Genomic DNA, 25,179 nt, shown 5'->3' on the forward strand with positions numbered 1-25,179 from the left:
ATCGGCCCTGCAAAAACAAGTACGGAAATCCGCGCCAAGTGTCGCACAACCTCGGCGCTGCAGTGCTTCGCCAGTTCGTTTTTGCCACGCATAGACCATCCGGTGACGTCCCCAGCCTTCGCTCGGCTCACCGGATTGATACTGGTTTACCCGGTCCGGTTACCAGTAAAAAAATACCATCCAATCGAAGTTTTATACATGGACGCATCGCCATCCGCGCAATTAATCTTCGCCGGGTGACGTTCGGTACGCGTTTCGCGGGAATCGACATCGAGCACGCGAAAAATACATTCAATCAAAGGAAATCAGATTGAGCAGCGAAACTACTTCAGGCCGTCAGCTTGCCCCGCTGTTACCGGCCTCCGATCCGACAGACAACAACTCGACGGGCCGCCCCTAACCGACCCGCCATCCGTAAGACCGTGGCATATCCGGGCGTATCGGCACGCTCGACCGTTCCACTTCATGACATTTAGATTAGTTGTACAAACATAATAATTATTTATAAAAGCACCAGCATTCCGGTGTCAATAAAAACGGAGATTTCGCATGAGAAGGTTTATCACTATCGCATCCGGCGCAGTCTTGTCCTGCGCGTCCGCCACTCCTGTGTTCGCACAGTCGACGGTCACACTCTACGGCGTGCTCGACAATGGCTTCGTCTATCAGAATGCGGGCAGCAACAATTCGGCGATCAAAGCGGTACCGGGCGGACTCTTCTCGACACGGTACGGCCTTAAGGGCAGCGAGGATATCGGCGGTGGCCTGCACGTCAATTTTCAGTTGGAGCAGGCCTTCTCCGGTCAGACGGGTGCAGCGACAGACCCGACCAAGGCCTTCAATCGTCTAGCGTTTGTCGGCATGTCCGGTGGTTTTGGAGAAGTGCGCTTAGGCTTGCAAAACACGCCGCAATACGACGTGCTGCAAGCGGCAATGGATCCTTCCTGGGTGAAGAGCATTGCGTCGCCGATGAATAATTTCAACGCGTTGATCATCCGCGCCAACAATGGCATTTCGTATTACACCCCCACGTTTGGCGGCCTGAATGCCAAGTTCATGGTGGCATTGCGCGATAGAACGACCGCGACGGGCAACGGCATTGGGTTGTACAACGTTGTCGTCCAGTACGTTAACGGGCCGTTAAATGTGGCGGCCGGCTACGAACGAGGAGACGAACCCAGCGTCGGAGCGGGTGGGAGCTATTCGCTGGCGGGCGGTGCTTCCGCGGGCCCAGGCGCTGTACTGAGCGTGTTCAACGCGGGTGCTTCGTATGCGATCGGGGCCAACCGCATCTGGCTGGCCTATCACACGGAGAATCTGACCAATACACCGAAATACCAGCAGCACGACGTTTACCAGATCTCGGACTCGTATCAGATCGACCCATTCTCGCTCCTTTCGCTGATGTACGGTTACCTGCACGATCGCACGGGGAAGGGCAACAATGCGCAGCAATTGGGCCTGCTTTTCGAGTACTCCCTGTCCAAATCGACCGAGCTCTATACGGCGGCCGGCTTTATCCAGAACAAGAATCTGGCGGCATACACGCTTTCCGGCACCGCGTATTCAGGCCTTGCGGTCACTCCCGGCACCAACAACCGCGGCATTGGAGTCGGCCTGGTACACAAGTTCTGAAGGCCGTGGCATAAATCCCGTTAGCTTTGTCCAGAAGCGTCGTTTCGGCATTCTCGGTGTTTCCAGGAGTGGCCATTCGGGAACGGTCAATTGCAGGTAGTCTCGAATGACAGGATTGGCCAAGCTCTCGCCGCCTGACACAACTGCCTGGATGACCGTTTCGACCGAATCTGACGGTCAACGTCACGAACTCCGCGGCTCAACCTTAGCTCGATCGCGGTCTGAGTGGAACCGGCAAGCGGTATCGGGCGAGGCACAGACCACAGCGTGCTGAACTCGCGCAGCTCGGCATTGATGTGCCGGAGATAAACCTCGTCAGTCGTGACGACCCAGCGGTCGACATCGGTCTCATAGTCGAGACCACGCACGCATTTGGTCGGCAGCAGCAATGTGCAGGGCCCCTCGAAGGGCACACCGCTTTCTTCTAGATTCATGATGCCCCGCCCGCACAGCATGAGATCACTTTCCCATAGGCTGGATGCGCATGCGGTTCAGTATGCCAGCGGCCTCGCTCGGTCACATGCCCGACGTGCACGAACCAGTTCTTGTCATCCGGGCGTTCGACCTTCGGCACGGTTGTCTGCTTCACGGCTCCGCTTTGCTTACGGTGATGATCCTTTGTCATCGCGCCAGGTGTCATGGAACCCTTTTCCGACTGAAGCAGCCAGCACATCCTTTTCTGCTGTGTCCGCTGAACAACTTCGGATATTCGACCAGAAAAAAGGCTAATGAGACTTACCCGAAGATCTCACTCATTAAAAAGTGCCAGCGAATCTCAATTTTGTGTAAAGGCATTCGCGCGGGCATCGCATACATTCCATTCCACCGCGACAGGCTTCAACGTGTTGACGTCCGCAACCTGTTATCGACGGTACGAAAAATAGATAGTCGTGAAACGACCGCGTCTTGTATATCAACAAAATATGGAAGGGGACATGAAGAAATCCAACGCCGTCCGCGTGCCACTGCTGGGTATCGCTCTCTTCGGCTGCCTCACGGGTCTGGCGCATGCAGCAGAGATGCCGCTCGCCTCAGGAGGAGATGCACAAGCACTGCAACTTGCTCAGACGGACAGCACAACTCCCGTCGCCACATCTGATTTAACCGCGGCACCCGCGAAGCTGGCCCAGGCCAGCACAGTCACCGCGCCGCTTTCACCGCCGCCGGGGCTATTCGCCCCACCGTCCTCGTGGAATGACACGTATATCGGCTATCGTGTGGGCACCAATTTCCGCTATCCCGGCGTACGAACCGAGTCTGGTGCGCCGGCCAAGATCACGCAGAACATCGGCTTTCTGACGACCGCGGGCGGCTTCCGGTACGGCAGCTATGCGTTCAATGTCGACTACCTGGTCTCCAGCATGGCGAATCCCGAAGCGGGTCCGACCAATCAATATGGTTACCCCACGCCCGGGTCAGGCGGCGCGCAGGAAGTCTACAGCGTCGGCCGCGTCTCGTTGAGCGCGAGCAAGGTTTTCGGCAGATCGTTTTCCTATGGCTTCATCCGGGACTTTGGCCTAACCACCGGATACGAATTCGGCGCCAAGAACGATTCCTTCGGCGAACGGGCCCGTATGCTCGTTCTCGGACCCACCATCGAGTTCTCCATACCGCAGGGTTTCTGGAATGTCACGCTCGGCGTTCGCACGGAAAGCAACCACAACGGCATCACCAACGTGGACGTGCGCTTCAATCCGGCCGTGCACCTCGAGAGTTCCTGGCTGTATCCGTTCCGTCTGGGCCCGGTTCCGCTAGTCTTCAAAGGTTTTGCCAGCTTGACCGGACCGAAGGGCAAGGACGGCTTCGGCGTCAACACCACCACGGAATTCCTGACCCGTGTGTCGCTGCTGGCGGATGTCGGATCGTTCGCCGGCCATCCGCGCACCGCGTATGCAGGTATCGGCTACGAATACTGGCACAACATGTACGGCACGCCATCCTCCGAGCAACCGGGGACGACCCAGACCTCTTGCCCGATGTTCGTGGTCGAAGTCCACTTCTGACCGTTGGTCCTGGGAAGATTGACCATCGGCAACCGCGATCCGCGGTTGCCGATGGTTACTTTCACGCGCCTGATTGCGGTATGCAGTTTGTGACTTCATTCAATTCATCGCTCCGATACCTCTTTTTGGGTCGCGTCGCGACGGCCGTGTCCACCCAGATGCTTATGGTGGTCGCGGTGCAAATAGGCTCATCGGGTCGGATAAAAGTAGCTTGGCGCGGCCGCCTTCTGGTCCTACGGAATGCTCCAGCTGCCGATGGGCTGGCTCGTCGATCGCTACGGCGTGAAATGGCCTTACTCGACCTGCTTTGTGCTTTGGTGTCTCGGAGCTGCGGCAACCGGCCTGCTCGGTACGCTGTCCACCCTGATCCTCGTGCGCCTGCCGATTGGCGCCACTGAAGCGGTGGTGGCTCCTGCCACGTATCGCTACCTGGCCAACAATTTCGAAGAATCCCAGAAAGGCACGGCACTCGGGATTTATTCAGTCGGCGGCAAGATAGGTCCCGCGCTTGGCGCACCGATTGCGGCCTGGCTGATCGCCTCGGCTTCCTGGAAGATGATGTTCATTACCCACTGGCCTGGCCGGGCTGATCTGGCTGATGCCGTGGTTGCTGATGCTCAGGAACGATTTCCTGTCCAAAACCGAGCTTGTCGCGGCTCTCGGGTTGGCTGCTTCACATGGGCGGCAACTACACGCTGCCCATGATGGCGATTTTTGTGTTCTTGATGCTGGGCGCGACTAGCACGGCAGTGCTGCCGCGACGGAAGTGGGCACCGAAGGTCATGATTACGAGTCGGTGCAACAACAGTGCGAAGGGCTCGCGCCGCAAACCCCTACGAACAAAACCGCTGCATGACCGCGTCGCGCGCACGCATAAGCAGCAATCTATTCACAGGTAACCCCTCCGCAGCCACGTTCGAGCGCGACTATAGCTATGCGGCAGACACCCGCAGATTCGCCCGTTTCATTCACGCTCGCATTGCCGAACCCGGTGCCCTGATTCGACGACGACGTCCGCGTCCAATTGACGGCGGTTTTCGTCACAGCTGGAACTGGGCGACGGAGTCGACCAAACGCGTCGCTTGCTGCCTGAGGCTTTCGGCCGCCGCCGCGCTTTGCTCGACCAGCGCGGCGTTCTGCTGCGTCGTCTGATCCATCTGGCCGACCGCTTCACCCACCTGTTCGACGCCCGTGCTCTGCTCCGCGCTGGCCCTGCTGATTTCGCCCACGATGACCGTCACGCGCTGCACGGCGCCGACGATCTGTGTCATCGTCGCGCCCGCTTCGTCGACAAGCGCCGTGCCGTAATCGACCCGCTCGACGCTGGCGGCAATCAGCGTCTGGATCTCTCTGGCGGCCTGCGCGCTGCGCTGTGCGAGGCTGCGGACCTCCGTCGCGACTACCGCGAACCCGCGGCCTTGCTCACCCGCGCGGGCCGCCTCGACGGCCGCGTTGAGCGCGAGGATATTGGTCTGGGCCGCGATGCCGTCAATGATACCGATAATGTCAGCAATCTTGCGCGAGCTCTCGTTGATGCCCTTCATGGTCTCGACCACCTGGCCCACCACGTTGCCACCCTGTAGGGCGATCGACGATGCACCGGAGGCCAGATCGCTGGCTTCGCGGGCGTTTTCCGCGTTCCGCCTGACGGTGGCGTTGAGTTCTTCCATCGACGCCGCCGTTTCCTGCAGCGCGCTTGCCTGTTCTTCCGTGCGCTGGCTGAGGTCCAGGTTGCCGGACGCAATCTGCGCCGAGCCGGTCGCGATCGAATCGCTGCTGTTGCGCACCTGCCCCACGATCCTCGCGAGCGAGACAGTCATTTCCTTCATTGCCGCCATCAGGCTATCGGTGTCGCCGGGGTACACGTGCAGATCGATATCGAGCTTGCCGCCCGCGATCAGGCGCGCCGCCTCGCGCGCGTCGTCCGGTTCTCCGCCGAGCTTGCGCGTGATCGAGCGCGAAAACATCACCCCGCCGACGATGCCCGCCAGCACGGTCAGCATCAAGGCGGCGAAGCTCGCCGCGATCGCGCGTGTCTGCTGCGCCTTAGCCTCGGCGCCGGCCGCCGCGGCCCGCTGCACGATCTTGCTGCCGGCCTCGCGCAGCAGGATGACGGGCTCGCGGTCGAGGCCATCCATTGCCTTGTCCCCGGCGGCGCTATCGAACCCCGAGGCCTTGAACTGATCTAGCGCCTTGCGGTACGACTGCGCCATTTCATTGTGGAGCACATTGAATCGCTCGATCATCGTGCGAGCTTCGCCGGGCGGCAACTCGACCGCGAGCTTCTCAGTGGCGGCCTGGACCGTCTGCTCGTATTTCTCGAAGGCGCCCCAGTACTTGTCGAGTTGCTCGGGGTTCTTGCCGCGCAGCGCGACGTCCTTGCCGTTCTGCACCTGGTTCTTGAACGCCATCAATGCATCGGAGACCTGACGCGCCTGCGCGCCATCCACTGCGATGATCCGCTCGTACGCGTTCGCGGCGTCGTTCATCTGGAAAACGCCGAACAGTCCCGCCGTGGATGCAACCAGCAACGCGGTGCCCAACGCCAGCGGGAGTTGATGAACCAGTTTCATGTATCACCCTCACAAGTAAGCTCAGCGTGCCAGACGCCGGCCATATCGACACGCCGCGCCACCAGGTCGGCGGCTTGATCAGGACCGTGTCGGGTCTCCATCAATGTTTTTTAGCGAAAGATTCCTGACAACCGCTATTCAATGTCGAAGCATGGTCAGGCCTGCGGCAGCGACTCAGCTGCGCCGCTCATAGGCTGATGCGCGATGAAAACCGAGTATTGAACGCTGAACGTTGAACGACACCAGCAACACCCGGTCTGGCGAGCGCAAATACGCAAGACAACGATATCGTCAGTCCGTTGACAGCGCATCTGGCCAATCCGATGCGTGGCGCACAACCCACGCGCGCGTATGCCCAGCGATTGCAAATTGAATTCGGCCAACTCTGATCAACCACTTTCCTGTCGTATTGCCACGACAGAGACGACCGAGTCTCAAATTGCAGTAGCGCAGTCCTGGGACAACGACTCAATTCACAAACGCAACGCTGGTAGGTGACGAAATAGCAGCCGATTTACCGGTGTCCGATAGCAACCCCGACGTCGTGTCGATGCTGAACACACTCACCTTGCCGTTACGTTGATTGGCGACCAGCAACCACCTGCCTGACGGATCGATTCCAAAGCCCCACGGTTTGTCGCCGCCCGACGCGATACGTTGAACAAAAGAGAGATCTCCCGTATCGGGGCTGACGCGATAGACCACTAGCGAATTTTCTCCGCGATCTTCGACATAGATGAAACGGCCGTCATGACTGAGTTCAATCTCGGCCCCGCTTTTCGCACCCTGGAAACTCTGGCTGGAAATGGGCAGCGTTTGCTCCAGCGTCAAATGCCCTTGCGCGGCGTCCCAACGCAGGACCATCACCTGAGCACTTAGTTCGGTCAGCAGATAGACGAACTTACCGCTCGAACCGAACTGAAGATGACGAGGACCGGTGCCCGCAGGCGCGACGAACTCATGAGAAGCGCCATCGATCTTTGACATCGCATGCGTCGCCCGATCGAAGTGATAAATGAACACGCGATCCGCACCCAGGTCAGGGACGAGTGCATACTGGCCGGACGGATCGATTGCAACGCTGTGTGCGTGCGCGCTCGCCTGACGCTTGCCTGGCCCGGAGCCGGCCTCGGCAATCGTCGACACCAGGAGCCCCATGCTGCCGTCAGCATTGACTGCGACACTCGACACGGACCCGCTGTTGTAATTCGCACCGAGCAACGTATTCGATGGAACGTCGAAGTGCAAAAACGTGGTTCCGTGGCCACCCGTGAGAGTCGCGTTGATCTTGCTGATTGTGCCCGTTCCGCGATTCACGGCATAGGCGGTGATGCTGCCTTCCTTCGCGGCGTCGTCATCGACACCATACAGGATAGGCAACTCGGGGTGCGCCGTGACCCACGTGGATTTCAAACCTTGGGCAACCGGACCTATCGTGGTCAAGTCGCCGGTGGACGTATCGAGGCGCAACGCATCGATCTGGCTTTGCAGCGTACCAACGTAGACGAATTCCGCATGCGCAGATCCCGCCGATGCGGCGCCAGTCGTTGCGTCGGTCGTGCAGGCCGACAAGGCCAGTACGGAAAGTGACGCCAACGCGCCAAACAGCGCCAGGGGTTTTCTCTGGAACAACCGGGTCATATTCGATTAATGTAGAGACACTGAGGATGTGAGAGAAATGATTACCACCTGCCCCTGAGAACTAACAGACCGCAAGCGGACAATCGTCCGTGATTCCATTCCCGGTTCGCCACTGAGTTTTCTCCATCAATATGATCAGTAGTTTTCGCACAGTCAGGCGGAAACGTCCGGTTAAGCGTATTCGATTCGACTGCATGCGTCCCTGTACAAAAGTCGGATTCACTGGCATTTTTTCGAAGCGATCAAGCACATCTCCAGCTTGAATCCGGTATTCAGGAGCGACGTCACGCAGAACGGAAAAGACTCGAGATTACGCGTTCCGGCGCCGAATCAATCAGCCATACTGAGCGGACTCGAAGTCCAGGCATAACTAAAAACATAAGCCACTGAGTCATACCCATTCACTACGACAGCACCTTGCGATGCGGCTGTTGTCGCGCAGCGACGCGGAACTGGCTCGGCGCCTGGCCCACTTCCCTTCGAAAGAAACGCGTAAAGTACGCAGCGTCGGCAAAGCCAAGCCAAAACGCAATTTGCTCGACCGACATATCGCCGAAAATAAGATTACGTTTCGCCTCCGCGATGATGCGGGCGTGAATCATCTTCGTCGGACTTTGTTCCGACGCCGACGCGCATGCCGCACGCAGTTGCACCAGAGAGACCGCCATCATCGACGCATAGTCTTGCAGCGGCAGATTCTCGCGGTAATGTTCGTCGATCAGCTTGCGGAAACGGGCTACCTGGCGAATATCGTTGCGAACTGCGCCTTCGCTGCTGGCCTGCTCCAGACGCGTTTCCCGGACGAGCATCAGCAGAAGACTGGTGAGCAGGGCTTCTGTGCCCACAACATGGCCAACCGCTTCTGACTCGACTTCCTGCTTGAGGCGGTTGATCAGATTATAAAACTCCATTCCTGCCTCCGCAGAATAGGAAAGCGGAATCATACGGGCTAACGACCAGAGCGAAATGAATTCGCGAAGTTTGGCGTTGATCTGCGTCAGATAGGCGACTTCGATGGTCACGACCCAACGGTCGACATCGACTTCGTAGTCAAGACCATGAACACACTCGGTTGGCAGCAGTAACGCGCACGGGCCTTCGAATGGCACGCTGCTACCTTCCAGGTCCATGACGCCCCGTCCACTACGAACGAAAATCACCTGCCCGTAAGCGGGATGCGCATGAGGTTCGGTGCGCCAGCGGCCACGGTCGGTAACATGCCCGACATGCACAAACCAGTTCTTTGTTTCAAGGCGCTCAACGTACAACCGGACCTTGGGAACCGTCGTCCGCTTCGCTTTCAGAACCGATTTGGGTTGATACTTTGCCAGTGCACTGTGGGTCATAAAGTCTCCTTTCCGGCTGAACCGATTTCGGCGGCGGCCGTCATTGAAATTCCAGTCTTACACGGAAGCGTTCTCTCTCTAATCCGCGCAGACCATGATTTTCTAGTCAGGCGACTGATGCCGTTGACCGGAAATGACCCAACCGGGTTAGAGCAATATTTCGTGGACGCCGCCGCGGCGTTCGCAGCGGATACGAATACAACGGACTTTGCGGAATCAGACGTACGGTGGACCACCCAACGATGCGCTCCGCGGCAGCCGCCATATCCGGCGCAGCGCTGGGTAATCACTGGATGAAGAGTGCGTTCGCGTAACGGTCGTCGATCTGGCGTGCGGTTGTCGCTGAGATCGGCGCGGAACATTGACCGGCTTTCAGATGCCCGACCTTGTAGTTCCAGCATCGCGGAGGTCGTGTCTAACAGAAGCAGCGGGTGCGTGACATCGCGAAGTTTCGCGCCAATTATGGCGACGGAGATGTCATTAGGGTTAGGAGTGAGAGGGCACCTGAAACCTGTTCGTGTATGGCCCGTGAAGTTTGGCCGGGTTCCAGGGCTGCATGCACCGCGCGACTCGCCGGCAAGTTCAAGACACTCTGCGCGAAGCCGGGCAGGCTGACTGGTTAAAACCCGTCTTGCCAGACCTTGTGCAACGAGTCCCAGCCACCAACCACCCTTCAACGCTTCAAACGTTCGTCGATTCCGTCCGGACCGACGTCGATTTCCGTGGACGGATCGCGCAGGTCTGAGCGCGTTGTCCGCACGTACAGAGCGCTCACAAGCTCTGCCTGGTATGGCATCAGCTTGCGCCCCGGACTCCTGATGCACAAGAGCCTCGAATGCGGTAACAACGGTTCGATACGTGACCACAATTCTTCATCCTGAATCGGCTTACACTTCACCTCCCTCTACCACCATTTCGACAGTAGGAGGTTCGCTGCTCGGCACAGAAGTTATCAGCCTCGAAGGCCTTGATGAAATCGCCTCTATGTTGTTTCGCCGCCATTGAAACAGGCTCAGGACGGGCGAACATCTTTAACGAATACGACGGCCCTGGCCTTTTTTCGAGCAGAGAGCATTTTCCTCTCCGGATCGTGGCAAGCAACCACAAAATACCAGGCTCATCATCGATCCATTGCTTTACACAATGGACTCCGAATCACGCTCCGTGCATTCGCGAGTCAAGCCAGTATTTACCTTAATGGTTCGTTATGGAGAGTCCGACAACTCTTCTCGAAAGGAAGAAAGAACTCCTACTCATGCTATTCAGTAAGCTTCCTTACCATAACCTGAACCCGCATCCACGGGGAGTGCCATCCTGACACTCCCTGAGTACCGCGGAAACAGCCCATATTTTTCCACACATTTTGCGGAACGGGGCTTGCCATTTACCCGCACGCCGGTCCCGTTCTCACAACATCGGCGTGCACCCGGGATCAGAACTTATGCACGATCCCCACGGTCACGCCGCGGGTGTCTGCGCCCGGCGCACCCTTGAGACCCTGGTAGTTGGTGCCGTTAAGACTGAATTGCGCGTCATTCCGGTTCTGGATAAAACCAGCGGACGCATAGAGCGTGGTCCTCTTCGAAAGCAGGTGCTCGTAAGTCAGACCGATTTGCTGCGCGTTATTCCCTTGCCCCGTCCGGTCATGCGCATAACCGTACATCACTGAAAGATCGTCGGCGGGAGTGAACGAGTAGGAAGTCGATGCTGCGTACACGTCACGCTTCACGCTGTTGTCGGTCTGACGTTCCGTGTGATACGCCAGAAAGAACTGGGCGTTGCCAACGGTCACCGAAGAACCGATATTGAGCACTTTCAGCGTCGATGTTCCGGCCGCATTTTGCGCCTGCTCATAGCCGGCGGCGAGGTGGAAAGGACCGTTGACATAGCGGACCGCCGCGTTATAGAACTGCAACCCGTTAGTCGGCCTGGTCGTCGTGTCACGCATCGCCACCATGAACTGGGCAGTCAAGCCATAGAATGTCGGCGTGAAGTACGAGATCGCGTTATTGACGCGAACAGTCAGGGTGTTGAAGTTGTTCATTGGCGAACCCAGACTCATCACCGCCAGCGGGTCGAGTTCGGGGTTCAGGAAGATGTACTGTGGCGTATTTTGCAAGCCGATACGCGTCTCACCGAACGCACCCGACAATCCTACCCACGCCTGCCGGTTAAAGGCTGCAGTTGAACTGGCAGCGGCACCGGTCGCGCCGGAGAAGCCCTGCTCCAACTGGAAATTGACGTGAAGTCCGCCGCCAATATCTTCACTGCCCTTCAGGCCATATCGGCTTGCGAAGAGTCCGCCCGATGTCGCACGGACCGCCCCGCCGCTGCCTGCGTTCTGATACTCCACCCCGTTGTCAACGACACCGTAGAGTGTGACCGACGACTGCGCATGGGCAGCGTTAAAAGCACATACAGATGCAACGCCCGACACAAGAGTGATCAACTTTTTCATCCAGTCTCCGGATCAACGTGTATTTTTTAAATTCTTCATTCGGCATCCTGCTTTACCAAATTTATAATTATTATTTCGTTGGTAATCTAAGTTTTGTAAACCATGGCGCCATTGAGAGTGAACATAATCTCGGCGCGTCGCAAGGCGTTTGTCATGCCGCGCGCGCCTCGCCTGTCCGTGCCGGGCATAATCTGTCCGCGAAACAGAACGGACCGAACCTTGATCTGACTAATCGGTAGAAACGCGTCTTTCTCCCAAGAGCAAAGCGCGGCGTAACAGGCTGAACAGGTGGCGACGCTTGCGTCGTGCGGGTGCGGGCGTTCGATGACAGGACCGAGGTATTCGCCGATGCTGCTCGTCAGCGCGTAAAAAAATGTAAGCAGATGTGGGACACAGAGATCAATCGATGCATGGCGGCGCGGCGCGCGCGTAACACAAGCATCTGCGTGGACAACAGCCCCCGCGACGCACGCGTGCGACTCTGGCCGCCCGACCGTCCGGCTCGCGTCGTCCGGCGCGAGGTTGCTTGGCCGCGCCGATGCCACGGCGCCGACCATCATTGCGCCGAAAAGGCGACGAGGTGTCCCTTTTCGCATGAATGTCTCCAGTGCTTCTTTATTTGAATGTGACCGACTGCTGTGTGCTTCTATCGTCGCCTCAGTTGACGCGCGACGTTTCCGTCCGTTACTGCTTTCGCCCCGAAACGGCGCGCCTCCGGCGCGGGCGAGGACTAGATGAAACCACCAACCGCCAGACGCTTCGTCTTGTGCTTGTAAGAATATTTGATGCCAGATCGCTAGTCCTTACACAAAAAGTAGATTCACTGGCATTTTTTGCGGTCGAGCGAGGATTGCCGAAGCCCCGACCCTGCACGCAGATTCATGGACTCACGTCCTGGTCCAATCGCCGATGCAGCCCGAAAAAGCTCGTCAGACGGGGCCTGATCGCGAGACCTCGCGGCCAACGCGCTGTGCGGATTCCGCAAAAGGTGCCGAAGTCTGCCCACCAACCGGCAGGTGCGCCTGCAAGATATGTCATGCTATCGGCTTCGACTTCCCCGTTTCCCGGAAACAAGCGCGGCCCTTATCAGATCAAAGCCGGACGAGAGCCAGGATGGCGACGGTCACGGGTCACTGATCTGGGCCATCGCCGCGGGAACGACTCGCCGCCCGACCGCTGAGCTATGTGTTTAACGGGGACGGTACCGAAAAATTTTTCTGTTCAGGACCGGACAACGATGACCGGCCTTCGCGGAATGTTCCCGTTGATCTTCGCCACGGAGACTTTATGACACACAGTGCGATGACAAAACATCAACGCCAACCAGACAACAATGTGACGCTGAAAACGGTGCCGAAAATCCGCTTGTATGTGGAGCGCCCCGAAGAAGAAGAGAAATGGTTTGTCAATATCGGCCACGCTACCGAGCGCGGCCGCTGGAGAACCGAACCTCACGCGCATCCGGAATACGGCCAGGTCATCTTTGTTCGCAGCGGTCGCGGCGCGATGAACCTCGAAGGGTCCAGCGTGCCGTTCGAGGGACCATGCGTTTTGCTGCTCCCCACCGAATGCGTTCACGGGCTCGACTACGAGATCGACATCGACCGCTGGGTGGTGACGATCGAAGTGTCCTATCTGACGCAAGTCAACGCCAGGCTCCACGAGTTCATCCAGTTGTGGTCGGCCCCGCGCATGATCCCGCTGCCCTCCACTGCCGGCACGGCAACGGAGTTCTTCGGCCTGATCACCAGACTGGCGCGGGAACTCGAGTCCAAGACGGTCGGCCATGTGGTCGGCACGGAAGCGCTGCTTACGTCGCTGTTCCTGATGCTGGTTCGCGGAACCCAACTCGACCAGATCGACAATGGTGGCGCGAACCGCAACGAAATCAGACTGGCTGACCGGTTTCGTGAATTGATCGATCAGCATTACCGCCAGAATCTGCCGCTGCAGGAGTACGCGTCGACGATGGCGGTATCTCTGGTGCAACTGCGTGCGGCCTGCGCGTCGGCAACAGGGCAAAGCCCCACCAAGATGATCCACGCACGCATCATCACCGAGGCTAAACGGAATCTGATTTTCGGCGAGATGTCTGTGGAACAGATCGCCTTTGGGCTCGGTTTCTCGGACGCCGCGTACTTTACGCGCTTCTTCCGCAAGGAAGTCGGCGAAGCACCCAGCCAGTTCCGGGCAAACGCTCGCGACCAGTCACAAAAATCGAAGTAGGCCGCGATGCCAGACGGTGTCTTCACGCCGTCCGGATTGCCGGTCAAACCTCTCTTCGCCTCGATCATCTTTTAACTGTTCGCCCGATTCCGTCTGCAATCGCGGATAACCGCAAACTCGTGACTGCAAAAAATACCAGTGAATCTGACTTTTGTGTAAAGGCAGACACCCGACCATCCAATACTATGCTTCCCACGCTGAGACAGACTTGTCCAGTGTGGGATTGATTAGCTAGTTGCCAGAAGTGCAGCGCAAGAGTCGAAATACGACCGAGCCTCATGGCTGAAATCCATTTCTGATCAGCGTCCATTGTGAATCCGACTATTGGCGGCCCCGCAAGGGGCCGCCAATAGTCGTTTAAGAAGATTATTTGTTATTACCTGTTGATTGCTTCTGAAATCGCTCGTCCGCTTCGCTCTGACGCCGTCCTGAATGCCGTGCGTAGTGTGTTGTGCATTTCCCTCTCCGTTTATTTTTGCCCATGAAGAACCCGGTCCTCGAGATTTCGTCGTTCCGATATTTTCTTCTGAGCCGCGTTGCGATGACCATGTCCAATCAGATGCTTATGGTGATCGTCGCCTGGCAGATGTACGACATTACGCACAGCGCTTATGACCTCGGCATGGTGGGTCTGGCGCAGTTCATCCCCGCACTGGCGCTTTGTCTGGTCACAGGCCAGGTTGCCGATCGATATGATCGCCGCCGCGCTTTGATGGGCTGTCTGCTTGCACAATTCGGCGTTGCCCTGCTTCTGATTGCAGGCACTGCAGGAGGCTGGCTGGGACGCGAGGTGATCCTCCTGGCTTCGGTCGGGTTGGGGGTGGCAAAAGCATTCCAGATGCCCACTCAACAAGCGCTTCTACCTACGCTGGTTCCGCTGCCTGCATTACCAAGAGCGCTGGCCATCAATTCGGCCGGGTCGCAATGCGCCACCATCGTGGGACCTGCGATTGGTGGCTTCATCTATGTGGCTGGCGCTTCTGTCGTCTATTGCGCATGCGCGGCGATGTGCCTGTTTTCGGCTGCGATGATCTATTTGATCCGTCACCAACAGGTCCGCTCGGCTCGCGAGCAGGTCACTCTCCAGAGTCTGTTCGCAGGTATCCGTTTTATCTGGACGCGCAAGGAAGTACTCGGCGCGATCTCGCTCGATCTGTTCGCGGTTTTATTCGGCGGCGCAACAGCGCTGCTCCCTGTCTTTGCCCGCGACGTTCTGCATACCGGCTCATGGGGACTTGGCCTGCTGAGATCGGCGCCCGCAGTGGGCGCGTTGTTGGTGTCGTTGTATCTGGCGCGCTATCCCATCCAACGGAGGGTCGGAAAAATGATGTTCGGTTCGGTGGCTTTGTACGGTCTCACGACGCTGGTTTTCGCGCTATCGCATTCGATTCTGTTGTCCCTTGCGGCGCTGATGCTAAGCGGGGCATTCGACATGGTCAGCGTCGTGGTGCGCCAATCGCTGGTTCAACTCGAGACGCCCGACGAGATGCGCGGGCGGGTTAGCGCGGTCAATTCGATCTTCATCGGCGCCTCGAATCAACTCGGCGAGTTCGAGTCTGGTGTCACGGCCGGTTGGCTGGGCGCAGTGCCTTCCGTATTGGTCGGCGGTGCGAGTACGGTGCTGATTGTCGCGCTCTGGATGAAGCTGTTTTCCTTCGTTGGCTCAACGAGCGAAGCTCACGGTTTCGTAGCGCGGCTGGTTGCTCCATTGCTTTGGTTGAGTCGCTCGGCACGCGCCAAACAACTCAACCTCGTAGACCTGACCACGCATCGCCGTCACTTCAGCCTGTCGCGGCGAGTGGCAGCCGCTAGACGTCAATGAAACAGCACCGGTGGTACTCGCCACCTCAAAACGTCACGTCGTTCAGACCATTCGTCTTTCATCCTTTTTGGAGTAGTCATGCAGATTCAGGAATACACCGCCGCGCAAATCCTGGCAGCCGTCACGGCGGCCGCCAACGTATCCGATGATTGGGCTCAGTCATCCGCGCAAACGAGAGCCGCATTGTTGCGCGGGCTCAGCGACGTGTTGGTCGCGAATCGTGAAGAACTGGTCCGTCTCGCCGATGAAGAGAGCTCGCTAGGCACTGCTCGCCTGAACGGCGAACTTGATCGCACCACCTTCCAGCTCGGCGGCTTCGCTATCCACATCGAAGCAGGCCACGCCTTCGCGCTGACCGACAATGAAGCGATTGCCGGCGCGCCGCCCATCGGACGCCCACATCTGACACGCGTTCGAGTGCCGCTCGGACCGGTCGCGATGTTCTCGGCGAGCAACTTCCCGTTGGCGTTCTCAGTGCTGGGTGGCGACACAGCCTCCGCGCTTGCGGCGGGCTGTCCGGTGGTGGTCAAGGCTCACCCAGGTCATCCGAAGCTGTCGCGCCGGGTTTTCGAACTGGCGTGCTCCGTGATTGCGCAACAGGGACTGCCTGCGGGTTTGCTCGGCATGGTGGAAGGTGCGGGCATCGACGTCGGCGTCGAACTTGTGCGCAACCCGGATATCGCGGCCGTTGCGTTTACCGGTTCGTTCAAGGGCGGCACGGCGTTGTGGGCAGAAGCGAATTCGCGTTCGCGGCCGGTTCCGTTCTACGGCGAACTAGGTTCGATCAACCCGGTCGTCGCACTGCCCGCAGCGCTAACCGCGCAAGCCGAGGAACTGGCGCAGGCGCTGGCGTCATCGATCGAATTCGGCTCGGGACAGATCTGCACCAGCCCGGGTCTGGTCGTGCTGTTCGACGGCGCGGACGCCGACCGGTTCGAAAATACGCTGCGCGAAGCACTCCAAGGCAAGAAGACCCACGCGATGTTAACGCCCGGCATGAAGCGCAACTTCGACGCAGGCGTCGCGCGTCTCACGGGTACACCCGGCGTGCAGACCGTCCTCGCCGCAGAATCGAACAACGACGTCAACGCGCCGCCGCGTCCGGTGCTCGCGCGTACCTGTGCGCAAAACTTCATCGCGGAACATGCATTGCGCGAAGAGATTTTCGGTCCGGCCTGCCTGCTCGTGCGCGTGGCTTCCGTCGATGAAATCGTGGACGTGCTGAAAGCCGTCGGCGGAAGTTTGACCGTCACGTTGTGGGGCGCGGAAAGCGATTCCGCAGACGTGCGCCGTATCACGCGCCGTGCCGCGCAGATCGCCGGACGCATTCTGTTCGGCGGCGTGCCGACGGGCGTTGCCGTGACGGGCAGTCAACAGCATGGCGGACCGTGGCCCGCATCGACCGAGCCGTTCACTACTTCTGTAGGCTACGCCGCAATGGATCGCTTCCTGCGCCCCGTGGCGCTTCAGAGCGCCCCGGCGTGGCTCGCGGAGCGCGCTGGGCGGCCCTGCTGATTGCAGCGGACACCCGCGCGCCTCGCTAACCGTTCACGCCCATAAATAAAAAAACGCCGTGCTCCCGCACGGCGCCTCAACTCCATCCGCTCAATCGCCCGCTTATTGATTCGGGACGTACAACGGCATGGAGTCTTCCCACAACGTGTCCGTAATTGCATGCTGATCGGAGCCATCAGCATTCATTACCCAGTTCTGACCGTCAGGCTGGAAAGTGTTGTCGTACAGCGCGAGTTCATCGCGAAAGCCATACACGCCCGAGCTGTACCCAATGCGGCCGTCATAAAGCCACACGGCATGGCCCTGGTTCGCGCCGGGCGTCGTCAGACGGGTTACGTCCGTGCCATCCGGCTTGATCGTGTAGACGTCGTAGTGGAACTTGTTCGGATCGGTCGGATTGACTTCCTTGCGCGTGAACACGATCTTCGTGCCGTCCGGCGACCAGCCCGGCAGATTATCCGGCTCTGTCGTCAGGACCCTCGTCTTGCGCGTGTCCAGATCCAGAATGCGCAGGCCTTGTACCGTCGGGCTCCAAACGCGGTACACGATCTTCTTGCCGTCCGGCGAGTAACTTGGGAAACCCGCGTTGATTGAACCGTCGGTCAGGATTTCCGGCTTGTTGTCCATGCTGCCGTCGGCCTTGATACGTGCAATGCGTCCCGGACCCATGCCACGCGTAAAGAACCAGTCGCCAATGCCGAACGCGACCCACTCACGATTGGGCGACCACGTCGGCTGGAACGCACCCGCCAGGCCTTTCTGGATCATGTCCCTAGCCAGTCCGCTGTCGGCCGGATCGTAAATGCGCTGATAACCGGAGAAATCCGGATTGATGATGGCGATCGACGAGCCCATCGCCTTTTCCGTGTACACCAGCTTCTTGCGATCCGCCGACAGTTGCGGGAACACGTCGATATAACGGTAGTTCCACGTCGGGTCGAAGCTGAACATCGCCGTGCCGTTCGGATGCGCCGGACGCATCGTGATCTTTTCGTAGACCGTCCTGGTGCCGTCGGACGAATAGTGCGGCGAACGGATGCCGGTATTCGCGGTCGGGCGGAACGTACCCACCGTGGTGTAGAGACCTTCGGTCTGCCCACCCTTCACGTGATACGCAACGTTGGTATTCGAAATATATTGCGGGAACACCTTGAAGCCCGGCGTCGACGTCAGTGAGGTGCGGGACAGGTTCGACAGATCCACCGAGATCAGTTGCGAGCTGATCTGATTGATCAGTTCCGGACGGTGCGCGCCCCAGGTCGATTCGACCGGCGTTTCATAGAAGACCACGTGCCTGCCGTCGGGCGAAAACGACGGAGAACCTTCGTCAAAGCCCGGATTGCTGGAGATTTTCTTCCAGCCCGAACCATCGGGATGGATCATGTAGATGCTGCTTTCCTGCGTACGTTCCCAGCCAACCGGCAGGTTGTGACCGCGCCACTCGGAGCCGATATCGGAAGACAGTGCAATCCACTTGCCATCCGGCGACCACGACGGACGGAAGAAGCTATGTGGCTTGTTCGGATCGAACTTGATATCGCCGGTGACGTTCTTCAGCGCGCCAGTCGCTATGTTCAGCGTCCAGATATTGGTTGTGCCGAACTTGTCTGCGCCGCGGCGTGATGAAACGAACGCGATGACGTTAGGGTCGGTCGGCGAGAAAGCAGCGGCATCGTCAACGGCGATGTGATCGGTGAGCCGCTTCAGATCGGTGCCATCCACTTTCACGCGATAGAGATTTGCCTCGCCGTAACCGTCACGCTCCGACGTGAAGACGATCCACTGTCCATCTTTCGAGAACGATGCGTGGTAGTCGAAGCCAGCGGTCGGCAACAACTTTTGCTCGTCGCTACCGTCTGCGTTGGAGATATACAGATCGGAAGTCACGGGACCGAGGCGGTCGAGCAATGCCGTGCCCTGCGTCTCAGCGTGCGCGCTGGCTGAAATTACAATCCAAATGCTACCGATGGCCGAATAAGCCTGGAGTTTTTTTAAAGACGAAGTTAAATACACAGCCAAATGCCTCCGTTTATTATGCTTGGTTGAGCGGTGTGGCACCGCTCAACGGCCTCCTGCGTGACCGCTTTAGTCAACGCGTTGTGTTTTCTTTGCTTACCACGACTTCTTGCGTGTTACGACTTCTCTCTTCGGTCTTCCTTTCGCGTTTTCGCTTGCGCTTTCGTCCGATTACCCGAGGCTACCCGTGACGTCGTCGAACAGTTCGTCGACCGACAAACGATGCGGGATGATCTTCTGATCCAGCGCCCAATCAATCGCGAGTTGCAGACCCTTGCGGTTCGCTTCGAGACCGATCGGCGGGAACACAGCGGGCACGCCTTCGGCCAGCTTGCGGCTCTCCACCACCATCCGGTACAACTCACGCACCACATCCGGACGCTGCTTCGAAATATCTTCGTGAACAACGAACATGTGATTGATCGGCACCACATTCTCACGCGCGAACCAGTCTTTCGCCGCAGCCTGCGCATCGGGAACCAGCGTGCGCACACGTGGGTCCTTCGGCATGTCTTCACCGAGCAGGGCGGCAGCGAGTTCACCGTCGAGCATCATCTGCGGAATCGACGAACCTGCGGGCAGGCGCTCGCAGTTATTCGGATCGCGATATTCGGCAAGGTGCCCGTCGCCCAGCGTCATCCACGTCACCTTGTCGAGATCGACGCCGTACTCGTGGCGCAGAATGCCGCGAATCCACAGCGCTGTGGTCTGCGTGTAAGTGCGCACACCAACCTTCTTGCCTTCGATATCTTTCGGATCGAGATGGCCGAAGTCGATGTTGTAGCCCGCGCAATGGTGCTGGAAACGGCCCGAGATCGGTGTCGGCAGCAGCACGTAAGGCTTGCCGTAGGCCTTTGCCTGCAGGAACGTCACGATCGCCAGTTCGCCCGCGTCGAACTTGCTTTCGCGCACCATCGCCTTGAACCCGTTATGAGCTGGCGTCGGCCCGCAGTAGTCGAGGTTGACGATGTCCGATGTCACGCGGCCATCCTTCATCGCCTTCGTGACCGGGTAGTCGGCCAGATTGGTGCGCAGAGTTGGCACCTCAGTGGGCGTCGTTGTCATTTGTCTCTGTCCTTATGCTTGAATTGAATTACAGCCTGACCTCGATGAGACAGGGACCCGCCTCGTTCGCCGAGTTGGCCATAGCCTTGTGGAAAGCTTCGGCTGTGTCGACCGCGACGGCGGGAACACCCATGCTTTTCGCCATGGCCAACCAGTCGATACGCGGACGATCGATATCGATCATCGAAAGCGCGCGTTCGCCCGGCGCACCAGCGCCCATGTTGGCGTACTCTGCCTTGAGGATCGCGTAGCTGTTGTTGGCGAAGATGATCGTCGTGATGTTCAGGTTCTCGCGCGCCTGCGTCCACAGCGACTGGATCGTGTACATCGCGCTGCCGTCGCCGACCATGCAGAACACGCGCCGCTCAGGGCAGGCGAGTGCCGCGCCGGTCGCTACGGGCGTGCCGTAGCCGATTGAGCCACCCATGTTGTTGATCAGGTCGTGCGGCGCGGCGCCGACGGTCAGCCCCATCGTTTCGCGACCGGTGGTCAGCGATTCGTCGACGAGGATGCAGTTTTCCGGCAGCGCGGCGGCGAGTGCCTGGGCAATGCTGGCGGGTCCGAGTGAGCCAGTCGGCGGCGTGGCGTCCGCACGTTGCTGGAGCACCGCTTGCGCGTTCGATGCGCCCACGGCCTCGACCAGCATCTCCAGGCCTGCAACACCGTCTTCACCGATCTCGACCAGCTGATGCACGCTCGTGCCCGGTGACTTCAGCAGGCTCGGCTTGTCGGGATAGCTGAAGAACGCGATCGGCTCGGTGGTTTCCACCGTGACGATGTGTTTGAAACCCTTCAGATACTCGACGGCCTGGCCCACTGCATACGGAATACGTTCGAGCGTCACACGCCCCGCGCCACGTTCGATCCGCGCGGTGAAGAACTGCGTCGCGATGCGGCAGCCGGTTGCGGCCTTGAGCTTGCCCGCGAGTTCGATTGCACGACCACGAGTCGAATGACCCGCGAGCACGATCAGCGTCGGCTCGCCCGAACGCAGCACCTTTGCAATGTGCTCGACGCGGGCCGCGTCAGGCGCTTTTGCTTTCGGTGCAGAAAGAGGGCGCGACGGCACAACTGCGTCGCCCGCTTCCTGCCAGGACGCATCACCCGGGAGGATCAGCGTCGCGATCTGCCCGGCGTGTTCGCTAGCCTTCTCCACCGCCGCAGCGACGTCCCACCCCACCGTATACGACGACTCGACGCGACGCACCCAGTGACTCAGCGGACGCGCCAGCCCTTCGATATCCGAGGTCAGCGGCGGATCGTATTTCAGGTGCGCAGCCGAATGCTCGCCTACGATGTTGACCATCCCCGACGATGCGCGCTTCGCATTGTGGATATTGGCCAGCCCGTTCGCGAGACCCGGCCCGAGGTGCAGCAGTGTCGAAGCGGGCGTACCCTTCATCCGGTAGTAGCCGTCCGCCGCGCCCGTGCAGACGCCTTCGAACAGGCACAGCACGCTGCGCATCGCCGGGTTCTCGAGCGCCTTCAGGAAGTGCATCTCCGAGGTGCCCGGATTCGCGAAACAGATATCGACGCCCTGATCGGTGAGCGTCTGGACCAGGCTTTCGGCTCCGTTCATTTAATACCCCGCCAGCTCGCGTGCAGCGCCCACAACGCCATAGTTGCGCTGCGGCGCCGACATCAGGAAGCGATAGCCTTCCTTGACGAGACGCTCGTGATTCTTCGCGGTGGTGTGCGGATTGCCGACCACGACGTTGTGCCTGTGACACGTCTCGACGATCTTGCGCATCGCGTCCAGCACTTCCGGGTGTTCATACTGACGCGGCAAGCCGAGTTGCTGGCTGAGGTCGCCTTCGCCGATCAGGATGAAACCGATGCCCGGTACGTTCGACAGGATGTCGTCCAGATTCTCGATCGCCTCGGTGCTTTCGCACATCAGGCCGACGAGGATTTCGCCTTCCGGCGCAAGCGGCCATACGTCGGCCTTCCTGTAGTAGTCGGGCATGCTGAGGCCCCAGTAGCGCGCGGCCGTTGCGGGACCATCGCCGCGTGCGCCCTTCGGCTCATACAGCGGCGCGTTCTTCGGACGTGCATAGCGGCACGATGCGACTGCGTTATACGCCTGCTCCACTGTCGAGACGTGCGGCCACACGACACCATAAGCGCCGCGATCGAGCACCTGTTTGGCAAACGCCTGGTTCATTTCCGCGCCATTCGCGGGAATACGTGCAATCGGCGTAACACGCGGCGAGACCGAGCCGGCCTCGGCAATCTGCTTGCGGTTCAGCATGTATTGCAGCGCGTCGCCCAATGCCGAGACGTCGTACGGATTGTGCTCCATCTCGAAGACGATGCCGTCGTACGGTGCATCGCTCATCTCGATGGCGGCCTGCTTGTCCAGCTTCGAAAACGCGGTGTAAGCGGTCTTGCCGGATTCGAATGCGCGAATGATGCTGTTGAGACGAATGTCGCTCATGTTCTTTCTCTCTCGAAATCTCTTGAATTAGGTGCGTAATGCCACATCAGCCAGCTCAGTCAGCCGCCTTCCAGTACATGAAGCCCATACCTTCGCCAGTGCCGGCGGCCGTGCGCCAGCAGGGGACGTAGTCCACCAGCGTCATCTCGGCGCCCGTTTCCTGCACCGCTTTCATCACGCTGACGTAGAGCTTGATTTCGGAAGTGCCCGACTGGTACGACCGGTTGTCCACCGCTGCGAGGCCGTCGTAGTCGTAGTCGGCCAGCATCTTCATGATGCTGTGATCGAACTCTTCGTCGTTGACGAAGTGCGACAGACCGCCCGACGCGAAGATGCCCACACGCACGTCGTCCGGCCATGCGTTGATCGCATCGCGCAACACGCGGCCGAATTCGATACAACGCGACATCGACGGCTGGGTCGGCGGATAGAAGCAGTTCATGATGATCGGCACATGCGGCGGCGGGTTGTCGCCCATGATCTGGTGATACACGAAGCTGTATGCATGCGGCACCACCGGATATTCCGGCAGCGGCTTCATCCACACATTGTCTGGCCATGCGAACAGATCGGTCAGGTCAAAGTTCTCGCGCTGGAAATGTTCGATTAGATACGTCGCCAGCTTTGGATGACACTCGTGCGTGACGTGATGATCCGGCGCATAAACCGAGCGTTGCGGCGGACCGTTGTGCACTTGTTCACCGGTGTAGATCGCGATTGACGGCGAAAAGTCGGTGAAGATTTCCTTCTGGTCCTTGCCCAGAATGATCGCGACGTCCACGTCCGCTGCGCGGTAGGCTTCGGCCATCTTGTCGAGTGCGGTACGGCAGCGCGCAGCGCGCGCGGCGCGCTCCTCGATCGTCAGGAATTTCTCGAACGCTGCACCGCGGTGCGCTTCAAGCTCAGGATACGTCCACGTCCGATTGCGGTACCACAGTTCCGGATTGTTACGATCGCGCTCCCCGTTCTTGAGCCAGTCCTCCGGTGCCTGACCCAGCATGCCACTGTGCGGCACGGCCATCCCGAATACAATCTTCGCCATTTACGTTTCTCTGTGAATTAATGTGTTCAACAAGGCCGGTTATTCAAACCATTCTGGCCATGCCGTGATGTCTTAGGCTCGTCGCAGCGAACCTTGGGCCTCGGTCACCTTGGGAGCCCATTCGGGGCGGTACAAAATCGCCGTTGCCAGCGCGCCGACAACGAGGAATCCGAGAATCACCATCATCGGCAGGTCGTAGCTGCCGCTTACGTGCAGCAGCCAGCCCGACAGGCTTGCCGCCACGCCGCCAGCGAGGCTGGTGGCAAGCTGCTGCACGCCCGTCACGAGGCCGATGGCCTGCTTGGGAATCAGGGTCAACCGCGACAGCACCAGGTTGTTCGCCGTGACGAAACCGAGCAGCGACAGCGAGAAGACATTCCAGAACAGCGCCGTGTTGAGCGTCGGGGCATAAGCGCCGAACAGCACCGTGCATCCGCCGACAAAGCCCGCGATGGTAAATACCTTGCGCACCGTAATCGGGTTGTGGCCGCGTGCAATGATCCGGTCGGCCGCCCAGCCCGCGATCGCCGCGACGATCGCGATCCCGGCGAAGCTGAAGAACGTGAAGAGTCCGGAGCGAGTAATCGATAGCCCGCGTTGCTCTACCAGATACGACGGCATCCAGGTCATGCTGTAGAACGTGAAGTAGCCGTAGCAGAAGTTCGTGACCATTCCGCCCCACACCACCGGACTCGACAGAATGCTGCCGAAGGTCACCGTGCGGGCGCTCCGATTGGCCTGCGTGAGTTCGACCTTGGAAGGCATGTCATTGCGCACCATCAGCAGCCAGGGCACGAGCCACAGCAGCCCGACCAGGCCCGTCGCGATGAACATCATCTTCCAGGAATAGTTGACGATGAACCACGCCGCGACCGGCGCGCCGATTGCCGGACCGAACTTGTTGCCCATCGCCAGAATGCCGACGGCCAGTCCATTCTGACTTTCGTCGAAGTTGTGCCGGATCCAGCGGTAGCTCGCGGGAATCACAATCGCTTCGGCCGTGCCGATGATCAACCGCATGACGACCAGGCTGGCGAGCGCCGTCACGGCACCCATCAACGCGGTGGCGATACACCACAGCGCGAAGCTGACCGCGTAGGGCCACTTCACGCCGTAGCGGTCGGCCACCCAGCCCATCGGAACCTGAAACACGCCGTACGACCAGAAGAAGGCCGCGTTGATCCAGCCGCGATCAACGTCCGTCAGCGCAAAATGTTGAACAAAGTTTGCGTCCGCCAGCGTCGACGAAATGCTGGTGCGATCGACAAAAGAAATCAGCACGCCGAGTGCGAGGAGCGCTAGTACGGCCCAGCGGTTTGCCGACCCGGGTCGTCCAGAATTGCTTGTCTCCATCTATTCGTTTCTCTTAAATGTGATTGGATTCTGCGTGCCGGCCACCG

Annotated in this window: 18 protein-coding genes; 6 read left to right on the forward strand and 12 right to left on the reverse strand. The window is 59.1% G+C overall.

What is annotated here, in order from left to right; translation table 11 throughout:
- The first annotated feature begins 549 nt into the window (after positions 1–549).
- Entirely contained in the window at positions 550–1,635 is a 1,086-nt protein-coding gene (locus PQQ53_RS15080; RefSeq protein WP_408144550.1) for a porin, read from the forward strand.
- 86 nt (positions 1,636–1,721) lie between these two features.
- Here PQQ53_RS15080 and PQQ53_RS15085 read toward each other — a convergent pair whose 3' ends face one another.
- Positions 1,722–2,069: a cupin domain-containing protein gene (locus PQQ53_RS15085; protein ID WP_408144552.1), complete on the reverse strand. Its 348-nt coding sequence runs from the start codon at positions 2,067–2,069 to the stop codon at positions 1,722–1,724.
- A 501-nt stretch (positions 2,070–2,570) separates the two neighbouring features.
- Here PQQ53_RS15085 and PQQ53_RS15090 point away from each other — a divergent pair.
- Positions 2,571–3,638 carry a hypothetical protein gene (locus PQQ53_RS15090; protein ID WP_408324653.1) on the forward strand — a complete coding sequence of 356 codons (1,068 nt, stop codon included), beginning with the start codon at positions 2,571–2,573 and terminating at the stop codon, positions 3,636–3,638.
- Positions 3,639–3,878: 240 nt separating this feature from the next.
- The gene (locus tag PQQ53_RS15095; protein WP_408144556.1) at positions 3,879–4,343 is read left to right on the forward strand and encodes an MFS transporter; all 465 of its coding nucleotides are present in this window, start codon (positions 3,879–3,881) and stop codon (positions 4,341–4,343) included.
- A 335-nt stretch (positions 4,344–4,678) separates the two neighbouring features.
- Here PQQ53_RS15095 and PQQ53_RS15100 read toward each other — a convergent pair whose 3' ends face one another.
- The 5 genes from PQQ53_RS15100 to PQQ53_RS15120 all read right to left on the reverse strand — a co-directional run bounded on the left by PQQ53_RS15100 (position 4,679) and on the right by PQQ53_RS15120 (position 12,252).
- Entirely contained in the window at positions 4,679–6,031 is a 1,353-nt protein-coding gene (locus PQQ53_RS15100) for a methyl-accepting chemotaxis protein (RefSeq protein WP_408324655.1), read from the reverse strand.
- Positions 6,032–6,679: 648 nt separating this feature from the next.
- Positions 6,680–7,852, reverse strand: a complete 1,173-nt coding sequence (locus PQQ53_RS15105) for a lactonase family protein (protein ID WP_408324656.1) — start codon at positions 7,850–7,852, stop codon at positions 6,680–6,682.
- 404 nt (positions 7,853–8,256) lie between these two features.
- Complete coding sequence (locus tag PQQ53_RS15110; protein ID WP_408144562.1) at positions 8,257–9,198, reverse strand: helix-turn-helix domain-containing protein; 942 nt, start codon at positions 9,196–9,198, stop codon at positions 8,257–8,259.
- 1,432 nt (positions 9,199–10,630) lie between these two features.
- On the reverse strand, positions 10,631–11,656 hold the full coding sequence (locus tag PQQ53_RS15115; RefSeq protein WP_408144564.1) for a porin: 1,026 nt from the start codon (positions 11,654–11,656) through the stop codon (positions 10,631–10,633).
- A gap of 86 nt (positions 11,657–11,742) precedes the next feature.
- Positions 11,743–12,252 carry a hypothetical protein gene (locus tag PQQ53_RS15120; protein ID WP_408324657.1) on the reverse strand — a complete coding sequence of 170 codons (510 nt, stop codon included), beginning with the start codon at positions 12,250–12,252 and terminating at the stop codon, positions 11,743–11,745.
- Positions 12,253–12,943: 691 nt separating this feature from the next.
- Between PQQ53_RS15120 and PQQ53_RS15125 the strand changes: the two genes are divergently transcribed.
- From PQQ53_RS15125 to PQQ53_RS15135, 3 genes are all read left to right on the forward strand, one after another.
- Positions 12,944–13,882 (forward strand): helix-turn-helix domain-containing protein, encoded by a 939-nt coding sequence (locus PQQ53_RS15125; RefSeq protein WP_408144568.1) that lies wholly within the window; start codon positions 12,944–12,946, stop codon positions 13,880–13,882.
- Positions 13,883–14,363: 481 nt separating this feature from the next.
- A complete protein-coding gene (locus PQQ53_RS15130; RefSeq protein ID WP_408324658.1) occupies positions 14,364–15,704 on the forward strand; it encodes an MFS transporter in 1,341 nt (446 codons plus the stop codon).
- Between the two features lie 78 nt (positions 15,705–15,782).
- Positions 15,783–17,219 carry an aldehyde dehydrogenase (NADP(+)) gene (locus PQQ53_RS15135; protein ID WP_408324660.1) on the forward strand — a complete coding sequence of 479 codons (1,437 nt, stop codon included), beginning with the start codon at positions 15,783–15,785 and terminating at the stop codon, positions 17,217–17,219.
- A gap of 102 nt (positions 17,220–17,321) precedes the next feature.
- Here PQQ53_RS15135 and PQQ53_RS15140 read toward each other — a convergent pair whose 3' ends face one another.
- From PQQ53_RS15140 to PQQ53_RS15165, 6 genes are all read right to left on the reverse strand, one after another.
- Complete coding sequence (locus PQQ53_RS15140) at positions 17,322–19,055, reverse strand: hypothetical protein (RefSeq protein ID WP_408324662.1); 1,734 nt, start codon at positions 19,053–19,055, stop codon at positions 17,322–17,324.
- Positions 19,056–19,406: 351 nt separating this feature from the next.
- Positions 19,407–20,300 carry a substrate-binding domain-containing protein gene (locus tag PQQ53_RS15145; protein WP_408144576.1) on the reverse strand — a complete coding sequence of 298 codons (894 nt, stop codon included), beginning with the start codon at positions 20,298–20,300 and terminating at the stop codon, positions 19,407–19,409.
- Between the two features lie 28 nt (positions 20,301–20,328).
- Positions 20,329–21,879, reverse strand: coding sequence for an acetolactate synthase large subunit (locus PQQ53_RS15150; protein ID WP_408324663.1), 1,551 nt, complete (start codon positions 21,877–21,879; stop codon positions 20,329–20,331).
- Positions 21,880–22,737: an HpcH/HpaI aldolase family protein gene (locus PQQ53_RS15155; RefSeq protein ID WP_408144580.1), complete on the reverse strand. Its 858-nt coding sequence runs from the start codon at positions 22,735–22,737 to the stop codon at positions 21,880–21,882. It abuts the gene before it with no gap.
- Positions 22,738–22,792: 55 nt separating this feature from the next.
- On the reverse strand, positions 22,793–23,779 hold the full coding sequence (locus tag PQQ53_RS15160; protein ID WP_408144582.1) for a DODA-type extradiol aromatic ring-opening family dioxygenase: 987 nt from the start codon (positions 23,777–23,779) through the stop codon (positions 22,793–22,795).
- A 72-nt stretch (positions 23,780–23,851) separates the two neighbouring features.
- Positions 23,852–25,132, reverse strand: a complete 1,281-nt coding sequence (locus PQQ53_RS15165) for an MFS transporter (RefSeq protein ID WP_408324664.1) — start codon at positions 25,130–25,132, stop codon at positions 23,852–23,854.
- Between the last annotated feature and the right edge of the window lie 47 nt (positions 25,133–25,179).

The sequence above is a fragment of the Paraburkholderia strydomiana genome, assembly GCF_046030495.1.
Classification (GTDB): Bacteria; Pseudomonadota; Gammaproteobacteria; order Burkholderiales; family Burkholderiaceae; genus Paraburkholderia; species Paraburkholderia strydomiana_A.